Origin of the sequence: Candidatus Villigracilis vicinus (genome assembly GCF_016702885.1) — a bacterium.
Classification (GTDB): Bacteria; Chloroflexota; Anaerolineae; order Anaerolineales; family Villigracilaceae; genus Villigracilis; species Villigracilis vicinus.
The window spans coordinates 142,747-164,457 of the sequence record NZ_JADJDD010000001.1 but is presented as its reverse complement, the minus strand read 5'-3'; the positions used below and the strand labels follow the sequence as shown (position 1 = coordinate 164,457).

At 51.7% G+C, this 21,711-nt stretch carries 18 protein-coding genes, 1 pseudogene and 1 riboswitch; of the genes and pseudogenes, 9 read left to right on the top strand and 10 right to left on the bottom strand.

All coding sequences use genetic code 11. From position 1 onward, the window contains the following. The first annotated feature begins 1 nt into the window (after position 1). Positions 2–868 carry an SDR family oxidoreductase gene (locus IPG80_RS00785; protein ID WP_345101633.1) on the top strand — a complete coding sequence of 289 codons (867 nt, stop codon included), beginning with the start codon at positions 2–4 and terminating at the stop codon, positions 866–868. Between the two features lie 69 nt (positions 869–937). On the opposite strand, the pseudogene arsB reads toward IPG80_RS00785, so the two are convergent. From arsB to IPG80_RS00760, 5 genes and pseudogenes are all read right to left on the bottom strand, one after another. Then, a pseudogene (gene arsB / locus IPG80_RS00780) lies at positions 938–2,063 on the bottom strand (ACR3 family arsenite efflux transporter). A 13-nt stretch (positions 2,064–2,076) separates the two neighbouring features. After that, positions 2,077–2,472 carry an arsenate reductase ArsC gene (locus tag IPG80_RS00775; RefSeq protein WP_345101631.1) on the bottom strand — a complete coding sequence of 132 codons (396 nt, stop codon included), beginning with the start codon at positions 2,470–2,472 and terminating at the stop codon, positions 2,077–2,079. A gap of 76 nt (positions 2,473–2,548) precedes the next feature. Further along, on the bottom strand, positions 2,549–2,800 hold the full coding sequence (locus tag IPG80_RS00770; protein WP_345101629.1) for a thioredoxin family protein: 252 nt from the start codon (positions 2,798–2,800) through the stop codon (positions 2,549–2,551). 33 nt (positions 2,801–2,833) lie between these two features. Next, entirely contained in the window at positions 2,834–3,895 is a 1,062-nt protein-coding gene (locus tag IPG80_RS00765; protein WP_345101627.1) for a permease, read from the bottom strand. Positions 3,896–3,905: 10 nt separating this feature from the next. Then, complete coding sequence (locus tag IPG80_RS00760; RefSeq protein WP_345101625.1) at positions 3,906–4,304, bottom strand: metalloregulator ArsR/SmtB family transcription factor; 399 nt, start codon at positions 4,302–4,304, stop codon at positions 3,906–3,908. 187 nt (positions 4,305–4,491) lie between these two features. Beyond that, positions 4,492–4,627: riboswitch (molybdenum cofactor riboswitch) on the top strand. A gap of 42 nt (positions 4,628–4,669) precedes the next feature. Here IPG80_RS00760 and IPG80_RS00755 point away from each other — a divergent pair. From IPG80_RS00755 to IPG80_RS00720, 8 genes are all read left to right on the top strand, one after another. Further along, entirely contained in the window at positions 4,670–5,275 is a 606-nt protein-coding gene (locus IPG80_RS00755; RefSeq protein ID WP_345101623.1) for an FmdE family protein, read from the top strand. A 427-nt stretch (positions 5,276–5,702) separates the two neighbouring features. Then, complete coding sequence (locus IPG80_RS00750) at positions 5,703–6,920, top strand: response regulator (protein ID WP_345101621.1); 1,218 nt, start codon at positions 5,703–5,705, stop codon at positions 6,918–6,920. A 42-nt stretch (positions 6,921–6,962) separates the two neighbouring features. Beyond that, the gene (locus IPG80_RS00745) at positions 6,963–7,670 is read left to right on the top strand and encodes a hypothetical protein (RefSeq protein ID WP_345101619.1); all 708 of its coding nucleotides are present in this window, start codon (positions 6,963–6,965) and stop codon (positions 7,668–7,670) included. A 12-nt stretch (positions 7,671–7,682) separates the two neighbouring features. Continuing rightward, positions 7,683–8,123 (top strand): hypothetical protein, encoded by a 441-nt coding sequence (locus IPG80_RS00740; RefSeq protein WP_345101616.1) that lies wholly within the window; start codon positions 7,683–7,685, stop codon positions 8,121–8,123. A gap of 84 nt (positions 8,124–8,207) precedes the next feature. Then, the gene (locus tag IPG80_RS00735) at positions 8,208–11,954 is read left to right on the top strand and encodes a PAS domain S-box protein (RefSeq protein WP_345101614.1); all 3,747 of its coding nucleotides are present in this window, start codon (positions 8,208–8,210) and stop codon (positions 11,952–11,954) included. 206 nt (positions 11,955–12,160) lie between these two features. Next, on the top strand, positions 12,161–12,649 hold the full coding sequence (locus tag IPG80_RS00730) for a DUF6803 family protein (RefSeq protein WP_345101613.1): 489 nt from the start codon (positions 12,161–12,163) through the stop codon (positions 12,647–12,649). Between the two features lie 134 nt (positions 12,650–12,783). After that, the gene (locus tag IPG80_RS00725) at positions 12,784–13,446 is read left to right on the top strand and encodes a response regulator transcription factor (protein ID WP_345101611.1); all 663 of its coding nucleotides are present in this window, start codon (positions 12,784–12,786) and stop codon (positions 13,444–13,446) included. Next, positions 13,443–15,155 (top strand): ATP-binding protein, encoded by a 1,713-nt coding sequence (locus IPG80_RS00720; protein WP_345101609.1) that lies wholly within the window; start codon positions 13,443–13,445, stop codon positions 15,153–15,155. Before IPG80_RS00725 ends, IPG80_RS00720 begins: the two co-directional genes overlap by 4 nt. Before the next feature lie 21 nt (positions 15,156–15,176). On the opposite strand, the gene IPG80_RS00715 is transcribed toward IPG80_RS00720, so the two are convergent. From IPG80_RS00715 to IPG80_RS00695, 5 genes are all read right to left on the bottom strand, one after another. Beyond that, positions 15,177–16,382: a hypothetical protein gene (locus tag IPG80_RS00715; protein ID WP_345101607.1), complete on the bottom strand. Its 1,206-nt coding sequence runs from the start codon at positions 16,380–16,382 to the stop codon at positions 15,177–15,179. 65 nt (positions 16,383–16,447) lie between these two features. Continuing rightward, entirely contained in the window at positions 16,448–17,470 is a 1,023-nt protein-coding gene (locus IPG80_RS00710; protein ID WP_345101605.1) for a cytochrome b N-terminal domain-containing protein, read from the bottom strand. Between the two features lie 101 nt (positions 17,471–17,571). After that, complete coding sequence (gene nrfD / locus IPG80_RS00705) at positions 17,572–18,756, bottom strand: NrfD/PsrC family molybdoenzyme membrane anchor subunit (protein WP_345101603.1); 1,185 nt, start codon at positions 18,754–18,756, stop codon at positions 17,572–17,574. Beyond that, positions 18,753–19,541, bottom strand: coding sequence for a 4Fe-4S dicluster domain-containing protein (locus IPG80_RS00700; protein WP_345101602.1), 789 nt, complete (start codon positions 19,539–19,541; stop codon positions 18,753–18,755). Before IPG80_RS00700 ends, nrfD begins: the two co-directional genes overlap by 4 nt. Position 19,542: 1 nt before the next feature. Continuing rightward, complete coding sequence (locus IPG80_RS00695) at positions 19,543–21,708, bottom strand: molybdopterin-dependent oxidoreductase (protein WP_345101600.1); 2,166 nt, start codon at positions 21,706–21,708, stop codon at positions 19,543–19,545. Positions 21,709–21,711 lie beyond the last annotated feature (3 nt).

The window sequence follows — 21,711 nt, the reverse complement described above, 5'->3', positions numbered from 1 at the left end:
GATGAAAGATAAAGTTGTCCTGATTACTGGCGCGACCAGCGGAATTGGAAAGCAAACCGCGTTGGCGCTTGCCAAAATGGGTGCGCGGGTTGTCGTCACTGGCAGAAGCAAGCAAAGCGGCGAAGAAGCGGTGGCTGAAATTAAAGCAGCAAGTGGCAATGCAAACGTGGAATTGCTGATCGGCGATCTGTCAGCACAGAAAAATGTCCACGTTTTAGCCGAGCAGTTCAAGGCGCGGTATGATCGTCTCGATGTGTTGATCAATAATGCAGGGCTGGCATCCTCTAAAAGAGAATTAACTGTAGACGGAATCGAATCCAATTTTGCGGTGAATGTGGTTACGCCATTTTTGCTCACCCACCTGTTGATGGATTCATTGAAGGCAAGTTCATCGCCGAGAGTGGTCACGCTCATGGGTGGCGATGTGCCCGCAAAGTTGGATATGGACAACCTGCAATCGGAAAAATCGTTCGACGGATTGAATACCTATTCCCAAACCAAACTGGCGATGATGGTATTGATGTACGAGTTTGCCCAGCGCGAAAAAGATGTGACGATCAACGTCTGCTATCCGGGGCAAGCCAGCACGAACATGACCCGCAGTGTCACGCCCGAAATGCTGCCCGGATTTATGCGTTTTGCATTCCCTCTTTTCAAATTGATGGTGCGCGAAGATGGCGGTAAATCTGCGGCGAAGGCTTCGCGTTCGTCGATCTATCTTGCATCTTCACCCGAGGTCGAAGGTGTGACGGGAAAATATTTAGATACGAATTGCAAAGAAGCCGCATGGTCGCCTGCGGTGCTCGATGGAAATTCCCGAGACCAGCTTTGGTCAATGGTGGAACAGTTGACTCAACTGAAAAGTTAAACGAATTTCTACAGTACAGGTCGTCCAACAAAAAAGACGGAGAGAACTCTCCGTCTTTTTTGTTGCATATTATTTCACCAGTTTTTCATCCGGCGGGCACACTTCCTGCGCCGCGGCAAGCATCCCCGGCGCTGACCCGACACCACCCGCGTACATACGCTTTTGGAGCCAGAAAGCCACATTGACCAACCCGATCATGACGGGCACCTCTACCAGCGGACCGATGACCGCCGCGAATGCCGCGCCGCTATTGATACCAAAGACAGCCACCGCCACGGCAATTGCCAGTTCAAAGTTGTTGCTGGCTGCCGTAAAGGATAACGTAGTAGTCTTGGAATAGTCCGCACCAAGTCGATGTCCCATCCAAAAAGAGACGAGGAACATTGCCACGAAGTAGATCAACAATGGGATGGCGATCCGAATGACATCGCCGGGGATCTGCACGATGAGATTTCCCTTGAGAGAAAACATGACCATGATGGTGAAAAGCAAAGCGATCAGCGTCAGCGGGCTGATGCGCGGAACGAACTGGGAGTAATACCATTCCTTGCTCTTGAATTTCAAGATAATGAAGCGGGTCAGAAAACCAGCCAAAAAGGGAATGCCCAGGTAGATGAATACACTCTTTGCGATCTCACCGATCGTGATCTCCACCACCGAGCCCGTCAGACCGAACAGCGGCGGCAGCACCGTGATGAACACCCAGGCATACACGCTGTAGAACAAGACCTGAAAAATACTGTTGAAGGCTACCAGCCCGGCGGCATATTCTGTATCGCCATGTGCCAATTCATTCCACACGATGACCATCGCGATACAGCGCGCCAGCCCGATCATGATCAGCCCTGCCATGTATTCGGGATATCCGCGCAGGAAAATGACAGCCAGCGCAAACATCAACACCGGACCGATCACCCAATTCTGAACGAGAGAGCGTGAGCACTTTCTTATTCCGAAAGACCTCGCCGAGTTCTTCATACTTCACTTTGGTGAACGGCGGATACATCATCAGGATCAAGCCGATCGCGATCGGGATGTTGGTCGTCCCCACCGTCACCGCATCATTGAACTGATTGACTCCATCTGGAAACAAATAGCCGATCAACACACCTACCGCCATTGCAAGGAAGATCCATAATGTCAGATAGCGGTCAAGAAAAGAAAGTTGCTTTGAAACACTGGTTTGCTGGGTCATGGGTTTCTCCTGATTAAGATTTCGATAGCAGCTCGGTCATCACACGCGCAATCTCATCGCGCACCGAGCGAAAATCATTCATATCATCCGTCACAGCAGGGTCGGGAAAACTACGATGGATCCTCTTTCCTTTTCCCAACCAAACGGGGCATTCCTCCGCCGCCGAATCACAGACCGTGACAACAAGGTCAAAGTCCATGCCTTGAAATTCATCTGCGTGCTTCGACCTGCCCTCGTGCTTGATCCCGATTTCTGCGAGCGCAGCCAATGCTTTGGGGTGGATGTAGCCCGCGGGTTTTGTCCCCGCGCTAACCGCCTGCCACTCCCCACCCATCCGCGCATTGACGATCGCTTCCGCCATTTGCGAGCGGCAGGAATTCCCGGTACATAAAAATAAAACTTGTTTCATGAGCTAGCTCTCCTCGATTTTTTGATGATTCTATCGAGTAGATGAAGGATCATTGTTATCGTCTCGTTAAAGAAAATCACGCAGTTTGTATCGCGTCGGTAACCCAGGTGCTCACTTCGGCGGGCGTGGGAATTCTTCCATAAGACATGATCTTCTCGTTGATGACCAGCCCCGGCGTGGATGTGATCCCATACGCCATGATATCGGGGTATTCGGTCACTTTGATCACTTCTGCCTGTGCTCCAGTTTCTTCCACGACCTTGCGGGCGATCTGCTCCAATCGTTTGCAGTTGGCGCAGCCTGAACCTAGAATTTTGATGGTTAACATTTTGAGATCTCCTTGTGATTTTGTTGCAGAAATTTACATGACCAGATTGAACAGATAGCCCGTCAGAATGATCGCCGCGGCGACCACCCCGATAAAAATAGTGATCAACTGCGGTTTGAGCACCCGACGCAGAATGATGACCTCGGGCAGACTCAAGCCGATCACCGACATCATGAATGCAAGCGCCGTGCCCAGCGATGCGCCTTTATCCAAAAGCGCGCTGACGATCGGGATGATTCCGGCGGGATTGGAGTATAGCGGGATGCCGATCAGGACTGATACAGGCACAGACCACCAGACATCTTTGCCCATGATACCGGTCAGCGCGTTTTCCGGTACAAAGCCATGAATTCCGGCACCTATGGCAATTCCGAAAATGACGAACCAGAATACCTTGCTGACAATTTCCTTTACGCTGTCCCATGAGCGGTTGATGCGGTCTGACCAGGTCAGTTTTTCTTCGAGCATCAAGTCGACGTTGGCGCGCGGTTTGATATCGTACACGAAGCCTTCAACATAGCGTTCCAGTTTCATGCGCCCCAGGATCAATCCGCTGATCATTCCGATCGTGACGCCCGAAAGCAGATACAGCAGCGCGATCTTCCAGCCGAACAGTCCAATTAACATAACGAAAGCGACTTCGCTGATCAAAGGCGATGTAATCAGAAATGTCAACGTAATGCCCAAGGGAATGCCCGCCTGCACAAATCCAATAAAGAGCGGCACGGACGAGCAGGAACAAAACGGGGTAACCGCGCCAAAAAACGCAGCCATGAGATTACCGATCCCTTCGCCGCGTTTTTCGACCAGCGTGCGAACTTTTTGAGTGTCTATGAAGGTTTGAAGAAGGGAGATGACGAAGATCATTCCGCTTAGCAGAAGCAGTAATTTGGGTACATCATAAAAAAAGAAAGCCAGCGATTCACCCAGACGGGAGCCGTGTTCCAAAGCAAACAAGCCGTATGCCAGCCAGTCTGCCATTGGCTGGATGATGTTGTAGAGAACCACCCACAAGATGGCGGCGAGCGCGACCAACGTCCATGAGCGCAGTTCTGGATTCTTTTGCAGAGGAGGTTGAGTGAGATTGATTTGCATGAGGATGCCTTTATACAAGTTTGAGACTCTCGACAGTAATGACCGCGGGCGTGCAATGCGGACATTCACACGTGGGGTAGGTTTTGGTATTAATGACCGCCGAGACAGTTTCAGCGGAGAGTCCGCTTAGAGGCGCTGAATCAAGGATCAGGTCCAGGTAAGACGCGGTTTTTAATCGGTAATAAACATAACGCCCTTCGCGGCGATCCTGCAAAATATCCGCTTTGCGAAGCGTCATCAAATGCTGAGAGATGTACGCCTGCCGCCAACCGAGGGCAGATTCAAGGTGACAGACACAGGCTTCACCCTTGCCAATGGCGAGCAGAATGGCAATGCGTTGCGGTGAAGCAATGGCTTGCAGCGGCGCGGCTAGTTTTTCAGAAAGGTCGGGGATGGATGACTTTTTCATATTCATAATCCTGAATACATAATACACCTTTACATTCAAAAATATGAATATGACAGATGTCACTTTTTAGTGCGTTGAAGGTTGCCTAAAAGTGAAGCGAACAGAAGTGATATGGAACGAGTGAACAGCAGACAGGGCGGTAAATAGTGATTTGTGGCACTGTTTGAAATTTAAAGAATACGATAAACTGAAAACATCTCTCCGAAGCCTGACCGCCTACCCATCATCGCACGGCGACAGGACTGACTGAGTACCCACCCAGTCCAGGTGAAGATGGAAACATCTTCATCCCCCTATTGGAAAGGAGACTCCGCCCTGTTTATTTTGCGCTGTCTCATTTCTGAGACAGCGTTTTTGTTGCAAACATGAAACTAATCAAATATCTCAAAAAATCCTCCCGTGAACATTCTCATCTCTGCCCGCGTCAAATCCTTGGCGTGCGCATAGGGCTGTGTGGACTCAAGGCATTGGGTTTACCCGCCAATGAAGGCAGCAAACGACTGCTGGTCATCACTGAAACAGATGGTTGTTTTGCAGACGGGCTCACCGCCGCAACAAATTGCGCGGTCGGTCATCGCACCTTGCGCGTGGAAGATTACGGCAAGACGTCAGCAACCTTTGTGGATACCCAAACCGGGCTGGCGGTCCGCGTTGCGCCCGCCTCGGATATTCGTGAGCGGGCATATCAGTTCGCGCCAGACGAATTCCGTCATTATTCTGCTCAAATGCAAGCGTATCAAGTTATGCCGGATGATGTGATGTTTACTGTAACCGAAGTACAACTCGCAACACCCATCGAAGAGATCGTCTCACGCCCCGGGATGCGTGTCAATTGCGAAGTATGCGGCGAGGAGATCATGAACGAACGTGAAGTGCACAAGGATGGACAGATTCTTTGCAAGGCTTGCGCTTCACAGGCTTATTATGAAATTCCTGTGTCCATGTCGATCTTTGAAAAAGTAAACACGTAACACCGGCTGATCTTCACGCCGCGCCGTATTCCAGCACATCGAGCCATCAGGTCTCGATGAGTCCTTGCAGTGTGCTGTAAATTTCATGGCAACTGGACCCAATTCCCATACCATTTTGTTTTTCTTGAGTTAAGTAGTAATACGAACTTCAATTAAGTATTTTCTCTATTGGTGTATCTACTGAGGATACTTATACTTATGAAGTTATTGTGGAAACTACTGCTTAAGAACTGTATATTATCCCCGTAATCAGAAGACTACCCCAAAATATATAACCTGTGATCTGGGTAAGCCCCATTGCGCAACAAGACAAAGACTCGCACTGAATTATTTTTACAACTAGTCCGCGATTTTATTGATACCAAAAATGATTAAGCCATAATTTTCGAGGCAGCCTGCACGTCTTTTTGTATCAAAAGGAGATTCCATGTCTTTGCGGATTCTGGTCGTTGATGACACCGAGTTAAATTTGAAGATGGTGGGAGCCATTCTCGCCAAGGACGGCTACGAGGTAGTGACCGCCCGGAACGGAATGGAGGCGTTAGGACTGATAAAAATATCCCCGCCTGCACTTGCGATTCTCGATGTCATGATGCCTGATATGGACGGCTATATGCTCTGCGGGCATCTTCGTCGCGACCCGATCACGGCAAATATTCCGATCATCATCCTCACCACTCTGAGCAGCGTGGAAGATAAGATAAAGGCTTTCGACTCAGGGGCTGATGATTTTTTGGCAAAGCCTTTTGAGCCGCAGGAGCTGCGGGCAAGGATTCGGGCATTACTGAAAAGGGTCACAGATCGCGGAACATCCCAGTCACATCCCGTCTCTGGGAAGGTGATCGCGGTCTTTTCTTTGCGTGGAGGCGTGGGGGTATCCATGCTTGCATCGAACCTGGCGGCATCATTTCCACAAATTTGGGGAGCCCCCTCCGTGCTTGTGGACCTGGCCTTCGTGAACGGGCAAAGCGCCCTGTTGCTCGACCTTCCACTTCGTAATTCCTGGGCAGACCTTGGGCGGTCTCCCGCCAGTGAGATCGACAAGGTCTTGCTTGATTCCGTCCTTCTGAAGCATGGCGCAGGAGTGCATGTTCTGGCTGCCCCCCGCCGACCCGAGGATGCTGAACTGATCAATGCAAGTTATGTCCGAAAGGTCATTGAGCTGCTTCAAAGCCGGTATGAATATGTGGTTGTGGATCTACCGCATGATTTTTCCGAGACCACGATCGAAGCGTTGGATATGTCCGATCAGATCCTTCTGCTTCTAACCCCTGAAACCGCCGCGGTACGATGCGCATCCAATGCATTAATGACATTTGAGCGCTTGAACTACCCGGCAAACCGCACCACGCTGATCATGAATTGGACGTGGAAGGGAAAGGGTTTGACCAAGGCTTCGATTGAAGGGGCGTTGAAACGGGAACTTGGGGTGGTCATTCCATATGCAGGAGACTCCGTTGTTTCCTCGATCATGTACGGCAAGCCATCCACCTTGCAGACGCCCTTAGAACCGCTCGGCGCTTTCCTTGAAGACATGGCATACCTTTACAGCAAGGACGATCACAAACAAAATCCACCAGAGACTGTTGGGGAAGGATACAAGCGGGTCAAAAAGCGGGCCAGCGCCCGACAGGAAAAATCATAACCTTACTGCTCTGATCACAATAACGATCCTCTGGAGTAGCACATGAAGAAAATATCAAACTTGAATTTTCAACCCGGGCAGGGGGTTACAGAATACGCTTTGTTGCTCGCCTTGATCGTCGGAGGGCTCATTCTGATCTTCAACTTAACGGGCACATCGATCACCGACCTGTATTGCCAGGCCGCGAATGGCATAAGCGGCGGGCGGGCCTGCGGGCAAGAAATCTACTGTCAGGATGATTTCAGCGGAAATGGGAGCGGCTGGCAGAATTTAAGCGGGTCACCCAGCCTTCAAAATGGGCAGATGTGCGTATCGGGGTATATGCAGATCATAAATACATGCTCGACTCAAAAAATATATTCAGACTATACGATCAACTTGAACGGCGTCACCCTGACGCAAGGCAATGGATATGGAATTTACTTCCGAAGTATTCTTACAGAGCGAGGTCTCGATGGTTACGCATTTCAATATGATCCTGGGGCGGGGAATACTCTCCTGATTCGCAGATGGATCAATGGGCGGGAAGTGATCGCACCCATTGGCAGGGTCGCCATTTCAACCGCCATTTACAACATTCCCCATGATTTCAAGATCGTAGTCAAGGGTGAAACATTCACCGTTTTCATGGATGGTGTGCAGGTGCTGACCGCCCAGGACAAAACCTACCCGATTGGCGGTGTGGGACTTCGGTCATGGGATAGCACATTTGCCTGCATCAATGATTTCAGCATGACCAGAAATCCGTAACGGGAGCCAACCATGTCTTTTGATCAATCCCCCTCCTTTGACCAGTTTCAGAACGGAATGCCAGACCCTCTGCCAAATCCTGAGATCCGGCGCAAAAAATTTCGAGCAGTGCTTTCTGGAATCGCTTCCATCGTTGCTTTGATCGCGGTCTTTGTGATCCTGAAAAATACCCATGTCATTGAAAATTTAACCGCCACCGGGTTGGTGCGCGGCAGAGTAACCAACGAATCCGGGCAGCCTTTCCACGGCAGTGTCTTCATCCTTGGCACCGAGTTAGCCGTGGAGACTGATGAAAACGGGTATTTTGAGTTGAGCGGTGTTCCGGCTGGAGATCAAATTCTGATCATCGCGGATGATTTTATCGGGCGCGATGTCGTCATTCGAGTCAATACAGCTTCGGAGCTTCAGGTAGGTGAACTTCGCTTTGAGCCAACGGCAATGCCGCCCAAATGAGATCCGTCTTCCGCGATCGCAGGGATCAAACGCCAATGCAGGCAATCGAGCAAGAAATGGTTTGTATATTCATAGAGGCAGAAAATGTCGTGGCGTAAAAATCGTTCAATGTACACCGCCGCCATCCTTGGTTTTTTGATTGGCTTTATTTTTATGTTTTCAGGTCTCTGGCTTGAGATGCAGAGACAGAACCTGCCATTCTCCTACTGGTCCTATCTATATCTGCATCGAAATCATTATGTCTTTTACTTGCTGGACCTTGCGCCATTTGGATTCGGAATCTTATTTGGGATGGTTGGGCTGCAGCGTAGTTCGAACCTGATCATGACCCGAATCAAAAAAGAATGGGAGACCACGTTCGACGCACTCTCAGACCCGATCATCATCATCGACGAACAAGGACGGGGCAATCGATATAACAAAGCGGCGATGGACCGGTTTGGTCCGCTGCTTACCATGAAGAACAGCGATCAATTGAAAGAAATTCTGGCTTTAGATGCCGACAAAAAGAGTAACTCTTCGGTCAAAGAACTTAGATGGCAGGGGCGTTTTTATGACACGGCCGCATACCCGATCCGCGTGCCAGGCGAACCCGAGAACGTGGTCTACCTTTTGCATGACATCACCGAGAGGGTAGAGGCAAATGAGAAGCTTCGCAAATTATCACAAGCGGTGGAGCAAAGTGCATCCACGATCGTCATCGCAGACCTGAACGGTAATATCGAATACACAAACAAAAAATTTAGCGAGATAACCGGCTATACATTTAACGAAGTGGAGGGGCAAAATCCGCGTATCTTGAAGTCCGGGTACACCACCCCCGAGGAATATAAGCGACTTTGGGAGACCATCTCCACAGGCAGGGAATGGCACGGCGAATTTCATAACAGGAAAAAAAATGGGGAGCTATTCTGGGAATCTGCCACGATCTCGCCCATCCTTAATGAGCATGGAGAGATGACGCACTATCTCGCGGTCAAAGAGGATATCACTGCCCGCAAGGAAGCGCTGGATGCACTGAGCGCATCCGAGGCTCAAATGCGGGCATTATTCTCGGCAATGACCGATGTGATCATCGTTTACGATCATGAGGGTCGGTACTTACGAATCGCACCGACCAGCCAATCAAAACTTTCACGCGCCCCACAAGATCTTGTTGGCAAAAAAGTGACCGAGGTCTTCCCGCCTAAACAGGCGAATTTCTTCCTTGAAAATATTCGCAGCACCCTGCAAAACGGCGGCGTGACCAGCGTGGAATACAGCCTGCCGATCAACAATGAGGTGGTGTGGTTCTCTGCCCTGGTTTCATCCATGACATCCGACTCAGTGATCTGGGTGGCGCGCGATATCACCGAGTACAAGCGGAACGCGGAGGATCTGGCTCGGGAAAAACAATATTTTGAATCTCTGGTGCAGAATAGTCCGGTGGCGATCGTTGTGCTGGATAATCAGGAAAAGATCCTTTCTGCCAACCCGGCATTTGAAGACCTGTATGGGTATGCCAGCGAGGAGATCATGGGCTTAGACCTGGATCACTTGATCACAGATCAAGCGGCGCGAGAGAAGGCACTCCAATACACCCAAACAGTCCAGACTCAGGCAGTCCATTTCATGGGCCAAAGAAAACGCAAAGACAACTCCATGGTGGATGTTGAGATCTTCGGCGTTCCGGTATTTGTAAATGGACAAAAGACAGGTACGCTTGCAATGTATCATGATATTTCTGAATTGATGCGTGCCCAACGTGAAGCCGAAGAGTCCAATCGGGCCAAAAGCGAATTCCTCGCCAACATGAGTCATGAGATCCGCACTCCCATGAACGGGGTGATTGGAATGTTGGAACTTGCCCTTGATACCCGCCTCACAGCGGAACAAAGTGATTACCTGCAAACATCGCTTCATAGCGCTGAAGCCCTTCTATCCTTGTTGAACGATATTTTGGATTTTTCCAAGATCGAATCGGGCAGGTTGAATCTCGAAAAGATAAATTTCGATCTACGGAATGCGATCGAGGACGTCGCTTACACACTCGCCAAACGCGCCCAAGACAAGGGACTCGAGATTGCCTGTCTGATCGATTCTGAGTTATCGGCTCAATTGCGCGGTGACCCGGGCAGGCTGCGCCAGATCCTTGTCAATCTGGTGGGCAACGCCATTAAATTTACACACCAAGGCGAGATCATCATTCGCGCTGAAACCATCGAACAAAGCGAAACTCAGGCTCATATCCGCTTTTCCGTTCAAGATACCGGCATCGGGATTCCGCATGATCGGCAGTCTGCCGTGTTCGAGAGATTCACACAAGCAGACGGATCCACCACGCGCACCTATGGCGGCACGGGATTGGGACTTGCGATCTCCAAACAACTGGTTGAGATCATGGGTGGAGAGATCGGGCTCACAAGCACGCCAGGGGTCGGCTCCACTTTCTGGTTCAATATCACTTTTGAAAAACAATCTTCAGAAAATCTGAGTCAGGCTCCATTCAAACTCGACCCGGTCAACCTATCCTATGCCCGCATTCTTGTTGTGGACGACAATCAAACCAATCGCATCGTGCTTACCAGAAATGCCGAAATCCTTGGCTCGCGTGTGGATGCGGTCTCCAGCGGCGCAAAGGCGCTTGAAGTTCTTCGGTCTGCCCACCGCGCAGGCGACCCCTATCATGTCATTCTGCTGGATATGCAAATGCCCGTCATGGATGGCGAGCAAACCGCCCGGGCGATCAAAAGCGATCCAGCGATTAAGGATGTAAAGATCCTCATCCTGACTTCAATGGGGCAGCGTGGAGATGCATCCCGGCTCGAGGCACTTGGATGTGCCGGGTACTTGCTAAAGCCAGTAAAACAGCAGATTCTCTTTGATGCCGTCTCTGCGGTCCTGCAGCGCAAGGAAGATCAAGCACCTCCGCTTATCACCCGCCATGTTCTTGCGGAACAGAGGAAGAGTACTCTTCGCATTCTGCTGGCGGAAGATAATCCGATCAACCAAAAACTCGCAATCGTGTTACTGCAAAAATCGGGTCACTCGGTGGACGCGGTTGAGACAGGGCTACAGGCTTTTGAAAAAGTAAAAACAAATCAATACAGCGTGGTGCTGATGGATGTTCAAATGCCGGACATGGATGGTTTTGAAGCCACGCGCCAAATCCGAATCTGGGAGCAACCCAGGCGCCAGCATATTCCGATCATCGCCATGACCGCGCATGCCATGTCAGGTGACCGGGAGCGCTGCATCGCAGCGGGCATGGATGATTATGTAACAAAACCTCTTGAACCGCGCGTCTTGTTCAATGTCCTCGACCGTTGGACCCAAGACACGTCCTCCCAGCCGCAAGTTGTGGTCGCCCCGCAAGAAGAAATCTCGGACAAGGAAGAAGACATCCTTCAAGATCCCCGCCCAAATTGGCTTGGCGACAGCGAGAACTCGGCATCTTTCGATACAGCGGATTCTGAAATTGGCGATCATGATGAGCAGGCTTCCGAACTTACACCCGTTGACCTGGAAGGGGCTCTGTTCCGCTTCGATGGAGACCGTGGCTTTATGATGGATATGTGCAGGGAGTTCAGAGATCACTTACCTGAAAGAATCTTGGAGATCCGGGCGGCGCTCGAAAACAAAGAGCTCGAAAAAATTGGAAGACTCGCTCACAACTTGAAGGGGATCTCACTGAACTTCAATGCCGGCACATTAGCGGAACTGACCGCCAAACTGGAAATTGCAGGCAGAGAGAATATGGTCGATCAAGTGGATGGATTGGTTGAACAAGTTTCCATTGAGCTCGAGCGCGTCAAGGAATATCTTTCCCGCCAATTAACCACCGAAGATTGACCTCCGCAGGAACATGCTTCACATCACGATCCCAGAGACTTGTAGTGGGAGGAATGTTTTTACTTAATCTCATTTCACTGGGTTGAATAAATGACATAAGCCATTTGGCTTACAAGGGGTCAGGCATAATAGCTCTTTTGTTGATCGATGATGTCAAATAGACTAAGGGGGCAATTCATAATCATTCCCAACAGGAGAAATCTAATATGGAAAACTCAATGACCCACTACATGGAACTGCTCGCCACCAATCAACCCTGGAACCTGATCATCTTCATGGCGATCCCTGTCATCTTCGCAGAGTTCATAGCGGTCACCGAATTGTTCATTCTGCTTAACCGCGGCGAAAATCAAAAGCTGCGGCTGTGGAACAAGGTCGCAGGCATCATCATCGGCATCTATTTCACAGGAATTTTCTTTTATCTGTTCTTCACCGCGGTCGTACCGCTCACAACCGGCGGCGGCTGGCGCGGCATTGCAGATGTGATCGCAGTCGGCTTCTACCTGTTGGGAATTGTCCCTCTGGGCGGGCTGGCGCTGATGGGTTTGGGTGTGATCGGAAAGAATCTCGATGACCCCGCTCAATTAAAACTCCATGCAACTTTTGTGGCTCTTTTCCTCGTGGTAGCGCACATAGCCATGATCTTCGGAATGCTGGACCCCACATTATTTACCGGAAATGCAATGCCCATGTAAGTGAAGCGAACCAAACAACATCCTTCCAAATACACATTCAACCCTTCTGTTTCTGTGATCCAGGAAATGAAGAGGTTGAATTGTATTAAATCCTGCGGACGATAAGCGATATACTTTGTGCAATGGAGAGGCACTTGCAAAAGAAAAAAACAAAGATCAAAGTTCTTCTGGCTGACGATCATCACATGGTGCGGGCTGGAATTCGTCAACTGCTCGCGAGCGCCAAAGATATCAGCGTCATTGCTGAAGCGGGCGATGGTCGAGAAGCTCAATCTTTGATTCAAAAGCACATGCCTGATGTTGCCGTACTCGACATTCAAATGCCAAACGCAAGCGGCATCGAAGTAACCCGCTGGGCGCGGGCGCATCTGCCTCAAATCGGGATACTGATCCTCACTGCCTATGATGATGAACCATACGTCAAAGCTGTACTTCAGGCAGGCGCGCATGGCTTTGTCCTCAAAACGGCTGGCGCTGACGATTTAATTCAAGCCGTGCGAGATGTGCATGAAGGCAAATCTGTACTGGACCCATCCATCACGCGCAAATTAATGTCCAGTTTTTTTACGGTCACTGGAAAAAAAGAGACCATTGCACTCACCGAACGCGAAATGGATGTACTGCGATTAACTGCGAAGGGATTTACCAATAAAGCGATCGGCGTCCAACTACAGGTGAGCAACCGCACAGTTCAAGGGCACCTCGCCCACATCTTCGCCAAACTGCAAGCCAACAGCCGAACCGAAGCGGTCATGCGCGGCGTATCTCTTGGGTTGGTCCCAAAGGTGGATGAATGAAGAAAGCCCTGCCCGGCTGGCGAGGGCTTATTCAACTCTTTGTAGTCACAATTTTGCCGCTAACGCTCCTGCTGTTACTGGTCATCATCAGCAGCATCACTTTACATGAAAGGGATATGCGCGCCCTGGTAGGCGAAAGGGACGAGCGGGCAGTGCAGTCCGCTGCAGCGGCGATCGAGTCTGAGTTACACCATCGCACCGCCATGATCACACTGCTTTCAACTTCGTTGGATGAAAGCCCGATCGGCGAAGAAATTCATTCGGACTTCGATGGCGGGATCGCTTACTTCGATTCGAATGGGGATCTGATAAAAGCCTCCCGGTCTCCCAACCTCTGGGGCTGGGTTGCCCAAAACAAGCAAAGCCTCGCTCTGGCATCCCCGCCCAACGAGGATGTTCTTTTCTCTCCCTCATTTTCCGACCCGGAATCAGGTCAGGTCTTCATTATCATCTCCATCTACTCTTCAGCGCAGAACAGGGTAATTGCCGGCGCGTTCACCCCTGCCAGTCTGGCATCTGAAGTGCTATCAGCCGCTTACCCTGCCAACAACCATGCCACCATCTTTCTCATGGACTCAACACGTCGCATACTTTTTGTCAGCGGCTCACTTGCGCCAGAAAACCTCCCCACTGATCATCCAGGTGTGACCGAATCCCTGCGTGGAGAAAGCGGCACACAGTATGTTGAAATGGCTGAGGCTGAGCATGTCGTTGCCTACAGTCCCGTTCCCATGACAGGCTGGGCGTTGATCCTCGAGGAAGAGTGGGCGCACGTTGTCAGCCCATCCTTGCAGGCAACTCAACTGGCTCCACTGGTGTTTGTGCCTGTCCTTATTCTGGCTGTCATCGCCTTGTGGTTTGGGGCAAAACAGATCGTTCAGCCCTTGCAAAAGTTAGAATCAAAAGCCGCCGCGCTTGCGATGGGAGACTTCAATGCCATCAATGAACCCGTTGGCGGCATCTCAGAAGTTCAACATCTGCAGCGGGAATTGACTGAGATGGCGCGAAAAGTGCAGGCGGCACAGGTGGGATTGCATGATTATATTGGAGCGATCACTTCTGCGCAGGAAGAAGAACGATTGCGACTGGCACGCGAATTGCACGATGAAACAATTCAATCGGTGATCGCATTGAAACAGCGGGTGTATTTGGCTGAAAAAGCGGTCAGTGAGAAGGCAGGGAAGGCTTCACTTCGCAAACTAGAGGGACTCGCAGAAGAAACGGTTCAAAACCTGAGAAGAATCATTCGTGCGCTCCGCCCGATCTATCTTGATGATCTGGGACTGACGACCGCTCTTGAAATGCTGGCAAAAGAAATCAGATCTCCCCAGGTTAGGTTTTCCTGCATCGGGCAGGAGCGGCGCCTCGAGCGGACCATTGAATTAATTTTGTATCGCATTGCTCAGGAGGCATTGAGTAATGTAGTGCGTCACGCTGGCGCAAGCCATGCATCACTAGCCATTAATTTTAATGACCATGAAATTCATCTTGAAGTGAGCGATAACGGGAGCGGATTTATCCTGCCAGAAGCCCCAACGGATTTCGCACTGCGCGGGCATTTTGGGTTATTGGGAATGAAGGAACGCTCAGAGTTGATCGGGGGCAGGCTTGTAGTTCAAAGCGAACCAAAGTCAGGCACTCGAATCTCGATCATGGTCCCGAACAGCGAAGATCAAACCGTCCTGCATCTTCCAGACGATCAAGATTGATCAAGTCAGTTCAAAAAAAGTTTATTTCTCCACAGCATGACAAGTATGGCAGTAGGCGGAAGATTGGTCTTTGCCTGTCTGCGTGCAGGAACTTCCCATCACAGGTTTGAAAGTGAACTCTTCACGCGTCGCCTTGCCAGTCATTGCATATGTGCCGTCAGGCAGGAGTGTCGTGTTCCAAAGCGGCTCACCTTTTTCAGTGACAAGGATCGTATCGCCGAGTTTCAATTCTACAACGGGGTTGAGAAAAGCCATGCGGAACGCAATGTCGTTGAGGTCGGTCAGTATTTGGGTCAGGGGCAATTCATCGGGCGTGCCGTGACAGGTCTTGCACTGCACATATTGAATATCCTTCTTGCTCGAATGGATGTCGCCGTCGCCCATTACTTCATCGCGGGTGTGGCAGTCCACACAGTCGAGGGTGTACTCGCATTGCGTGAAGTGCGCGATGGGTTGATAGTAGTCCTGCGGTCTTGTGGTCGGGTGATCATCGCGCTCGACGAAGGTCATCGTCCGCAGGTCATAATTGCCGCGGTTGTGACAGGAATTGCATTGGGTGTATGGAATGGCGGTTGAGAGTTTATGCTCCTCAGTGGAGTGACACGCGGCGCAGCCTGTTTTCCTTGCAAAGGCATCTCCCTCACGCGGCTGGGCGTTGATATGACAGGTCAGGCAGTTCTCGCCGAACTGCTGCAAAAACGGATTCTCCTCACTCGCGGGGTCAAATGCTTCGAGCGAAGGTATGCCCGTCTTTGTCTCTTCATCAATAACTGCACTGACGCCAAGATGCGCCTTCAACTCCGTCTGTGCGCCAAAGGTGTAGCGGATATTTGCGATCGCCCCTGCATACGTGGATTGGATGCTGGTGGTCACTCGCTGAATGTGATGACGGTCATCCGCCTCACTCCCGGAGTGACAGTTGCTCCCCCCACAGGACATTTCCACCACTGACAGATCAGACGGGTTCGCTCCGCCGCGCATGGTGCTGTGAGCAAGGTCAGCATCGAGGGCGAGCCGCTCCCCGCCATGACAACTGACACAGCCAAACACCTCCACAGGATGCGAGGCGCTGATCTCTGGCAGGTCTGCGTGGCATGTCAGGCAATATTCGGGCTGATCGGTCAATGTGGTGATCAATTCCACTGGCTGCACCCGCGAATCGACCCACCAGGCAAGGATAAGGGAGAGGAGGAAAAAGAACGAGAAGAGCGGAAGGATTCGACGCATAAAGAAAAAGGATGAGGGATGAATTATGAAGGATGAAAGATAAAGTGTTGTACCTGTGGATTCGTTTACCTGTTCATAAATGTCAGTGCAAGTATGAAAACAAGGATGGCTGAAAATAAAATTTGCACAAGGCGGTTGGATTTTGGAAACCATTTTCCAATGTCGCCATCAGCGGGCTTGGGAAAGATATATGGAATGAAAGCGGTGAATGCGAGAAGTGCGAGCGGAACGAGGATACCGTAGATGAACGGGTCGCCCCATTTGAGCATTTGCTGGATCCACAAAAAGAACCACGGCGCGCGCGCTTCACCCATGACTGTTGAGCCTTCAATCATCGGCGCAGCAATGGGAGCAGGGAAATAGCTAGACAGAAGAATTAACGCAACACACACAACCAACATGGCAAGCACTTCCCGCCTCACCAATTCATTGCGCGAGATACGCGCCAAATCCGTGCGGAGGTTGGGCGGCGGGACAGCGATCCCCCCGTCACGGCGGACGCGGAAAGCGTGCCAGACCATGAGGACGAAGGCAGCAATGGTTAAGCCAAAAATATGCCAGGTGTAGAAACGGAGCAGGGAGTCCGAGCAGGCTTCTCCCCCGCCCGTTGCGATGCGGTACAGAGAATCACCGATCAAGGGAATGGTCTTGAGCAGGTTCGTGCCAGTCAACAGCGGGTAACAGATATCCACATCCCAGCGCAGGATGTAGCCTGTGAAATCTAAAAGAACGGAAAGGACGAACAAGCCAAACCCAAGCAGGTAGTTGAATCGGCGCGGAGAACTGTACGCCGCAGTGAAGATCACCCGCAAAAGATGCACCGCAGAAACCACCAGTAGAATCTGCGCCGACCAGTAATGCAGGTTGCGGATCAACCACCCGAATGGGACGTGATACGTGATGGTTTGCACTGAAAGCGCCGCCTCACTTGGGTGCGGGGAATAATAGAACATCTCCAGCATCCCTGTCACACCAAGGACGAGCATCAGAAAGACGGCAGTCCCGCCTGCGCCCAAGGTGTATCGCCAGCAAGCCTGTGCGGCTGGAATGGTCGGCGGGTGAAGGTGGTGGAAGAAGGAAGGGCGCATGGGAAAAGGATGAACCGTGATTATAAAAGGTTACGAGTTACATTGTACGTTGCCGCACCCTGTAACTCGCAACTTGTAACTTTCAACCTGCAACTTGAAATTCAGTCCCCCGCATGTGTGGCGTGGCTTTCATCCTCAAAGACAGGGAAGTATTTGGCAAGCAGACCGAACGCCATAATGCCAGCCGAGAAAATGCCAAGAGACACGGCTACCTCAGGGATGGTCGGGAAGTAATCCACATTGCCCATAAAGGTCGGGACGTAGAAAAACGGGTCGGGATGTTCCACCGCAAACCAACTGACGTTGAAGCGATTGAGGATCAACCCAAGCAGAGTGATGACCGCTCCTGTAAGCAGCCCGCTGGAAGTGGTGCGATTCTTCTTATTCGAGAACCAGATTATGGGCGCAGCCACACCAAGCAGAATCTCTGCCCAGAACAACACGCTCATCATACCGCTGGAGAACAGCAAATCAAACTCACCAGCAACAAGCAGGTCGCCAAATTTCAAAAGCGCGTACACGCCAAGCGCAACGGGAATGGCTTTTGCAAGTTTTTCGAGCAGGTGGATCTCCAATCCGCGCTGGAAATACCGCGAACTGAGCGACGACTCAAAAATGATCATGGACATGCCGACCGAGATCGCAGAGGTGAAGAACAACACAGGAAGGATCGGGGTCCACCACAGAGCATGGAGTTTGGTCGGCTGGATCAACAACAGCGAGCCAAGCGAAGACTGGTGCAGCGTGGAAAGCACAACACCAAAGATCACAAAAGGCATGATGAAGCGGTGAATGAGATGCGCAACCTTGTGCAGCCTGGGGAAACGCTCCAACACCACAGGCGCGAACTCGACCGCGAGCACCGTCAGGTAACTCATCACGCAAATACCGATCTCCAAAAGCACAGATGTGTGATTCCAATGTATCATCATATACCAGATGCGCAGCGGCTGACCCAGATCCACGAGCAGCGCGACCGCCACCATGATGTAACCCAGGAACGCCGTCAAAATGGATGGTCGCAGCAAAGGCTGGAATTCCTTGATGCCGAGGATGTACACCGTACCCGCCATGATGAACCCACCGCTGCTGATGACCACCCCCGTGAACAGGTCAAAACTGATCCAAAAGCCCCACGGATACGAATAGCTCAGGTCGCTGATCGCGCCGATACCCAACACATAACGCACCATCGCCACCACGAACGCCACAACCATCAGAACGATGAGGACGATCGGGAGAGTCCCCATGCGGAGAAATTCAGGAAGTTGGATTCTTACTTTCATTTGGATGCCTCCGACTCCCCTGCGGGGACGATGTCTTTCTCCGCCGCGGCTTGTTTCTTCTTCTCATGCATCGCTACCCCCGCAGCAACTCCGCTCAAGACCACGCCCCATCCGAGCGCAAACGGAATGGTCATTGCCATCACCTTTTCACTGACCTCATTGACAGGAGTCTCGGGCAGGTTGGGCAATCCCAATTCACTGAACGGGATGTGCGAAAGGATCAAATACGATGTGCCGCCATTTTCAAACTCACCATAGACATGGTCTATGTACTTATCGGGATGCGCGGCAATGCGTTCATGCGCGCGCTTGATGAGTTCCTCGCGTTCGCCATATTCGAGCGCATCGGTGGGACAAGTTCCCACGCAGGCGGGTTTCTGGTCATTGTAGATCCTCTGCGGGCAGAAGGTGCATTTATCGATGAACGCGCCTTCGGCGAGTCCCTTGTCGTAGTCAAAGTGTGGCACGCCAAAGGGACAGGCATTCATGCAATAGCGGCAGCCAATACACAGGTCAGGGTTATACGTGACAGGTCCATCTTCAGCCTGTGTGTACGCCCCCACAGGGCAGGCAGACATGCAGTCAGGGTGCAGGCAGTGCATGCAGTGATATACCATCGTGCCGCGCTGCAAGTCAGGATACTCGCCTTTGATTCCAATGCCCGCCACCCAAATGCGGGTCTTGTCCATTTCGATCTTGTTCTCGACACTGCATGAGATCATGCAGGCGCGGCAGTCAATGCAGCGCGTCGCGTCAAATAAATAAGCGTGATGTTTGATCGTCATATCAAGCCTTCATTACCGTCACGAAGGTCTGGCTGAGCGCCTGGCTTCCGCTGACAGGGTCGGTGTAGGTTACGTGGATGTCCGAGTCGCTCGCGCCAAGTGCGTACGCCGTGTGCAGACCCATTGAGTAATGCCCAAAGCCCGGGGTCATGTAAACACAGTCAGGGCGGATGGCTTCGGTCACTTCCAGATGCACTTTGATCTTGCCCACTTCACTGGTCACTTCCACGAGGTCGTCATTTGCCAACCCCAAAGCAGAAGCAGATTTCGAGTTCATCCAGATTCGCGGCTCGTCATCATATTTGCGGAGCAGCATATTGTTCTGCGTGCCAAATTGAGTCTGGCGTGCATCCTTGCCGGTCAGTAGATAAAACTCACCATCCTTCGGCGCGGGAGGTTCTTCCCACACAGGCAGGTCGGCGTAGCCAGCATTCCCAAGCGTGCTCGATTTGATCTCGATCTTTCCGCTGGGTGTGTTCCACTTGTAAGGATCAGCTTCGCCCTCGGGAAATTCCACATACCCTCTGGCGCGCACTTCATCGAGCGAAACGCCTGTCGGCGCAAGCTGCTGGTTGAGATAATCCACCTCATCTTCATATTGGAAGAAATCGCCAATGCCAAGCCGTTCACCGAGATGTTTGAAGATCCACAGCGCAGACTTGGCATCACCTTGCGGTTCGATCACAGGCTGGCGGATGAACGCCCGTGCGCCAAGCGGCATGAGCGGATCGTAACGTTCGAGATACGATGCTTCAGGCAGGACTACATCCGCGAACCACGAAGAGTCGTTCATGATGACATCCACGCTGGCGATGAAGTCCATTTTTGCAAAGGCTTGCAAGGTCTTCTTGCGGTCAGGGATGGATTGGATCGGGTTCTGGCGCGAGATGAACCAGCCATGCGCAACATACGGGTCATCCTTGAGGATGTTGTCGCGCAGTTCCTGAAATACGCCGAGTTTGAGCGGCACGAAGGGATACTTCCACGGCACGCCGTCCATGCGCAGGGCAGAGGTGCGCGGATACGGCGGCTGGGGCGGTTTGCCAAGCCCGCCGCTTTCTTCGCCGCCTTTGGGGAACATGGTCACACCCCAATTGCCAACCAGCGCATTCAAGATCGTGATCGCCCGCTGGGTCTGGAACGAATTAACAAAGTTCGATGTGCGCCAGCCGTTGTGCGCCAGCGCATTCGGCGCGGCATCGGTAAACTCTTTTGCCACGCGGCGGATGGTTTCCGCTTTTACGCCAGTGATCTCAGCCGCCCATTCAGGGGTGTACTCACCAATGCTTGCAGCGAGTTCATCAAACCCTGTGGTGTACTTGTTGACAAAGTCCTTGTTGTACAGTTCCTCGCTGATGATGATGTTGAGCAGCGCCAGATGGAAGGCAAGGTCGGTCCCAGGTCGGATCGGGATCCATTCATCTGCTTTGCCTGCGGTCTTGGTGAAGCGCGGGTCAATGTAAACCATCTTCGCGCCGTTGCCGATCGCATCGATCAACTCGCCGGTTTCAGAGTTCGAAATGGCTTCAGCCAGGTTGCGCCCCGTCAGTAGAATATATTTCACACCCGCATAACTGCGCGCGGGTTCTTCCATGCCGTAGGTCATCTGGTTAGCAACGATCATCGCGTTGAAACACAAACTACGCTGTGTGCCGTAATTGGGCGAACCATACGCCTGCAAAATATTCTCGAACTGCACCTGTGAGAGATTATGAGTAGATGAAAAGATCATCGCCTCGGGACCATACTTTTGTTTGATCTCAAGCATGTTCCACGCAACGATATCGATCGCCTCTTCCCACGACGCCTGCCTGAACTTGCCCTCACCGCGTTTCCCCACACGAATCAACGGAGTCAACACACGGTCGGGATCGTAGGTCGTTGCCAGCCCCGCCTGCCCGCGCGGACAAAGTTTGCCCTTTGAGTGCGGCTGTTCGGGGTTACCGTCCAGCTTGATGATCTTTCCGTCCCGTACTTTTGCGAGCAAGCCGCAGCGCCACACACACATTTCACACAGGGTCGGGATCTCGCCATCGCCTTGCGCGTTGAGATACCCTGCCTCTCGCGCCGCGCGTGCCACCGGCGCAGAGACCAGCTGTCCCGCAGCCAGAGCCGCGGCGGCAGCGCCGCCCATCTTCAAAAAATCACGTCGAGAGATGGTTGCCATCCT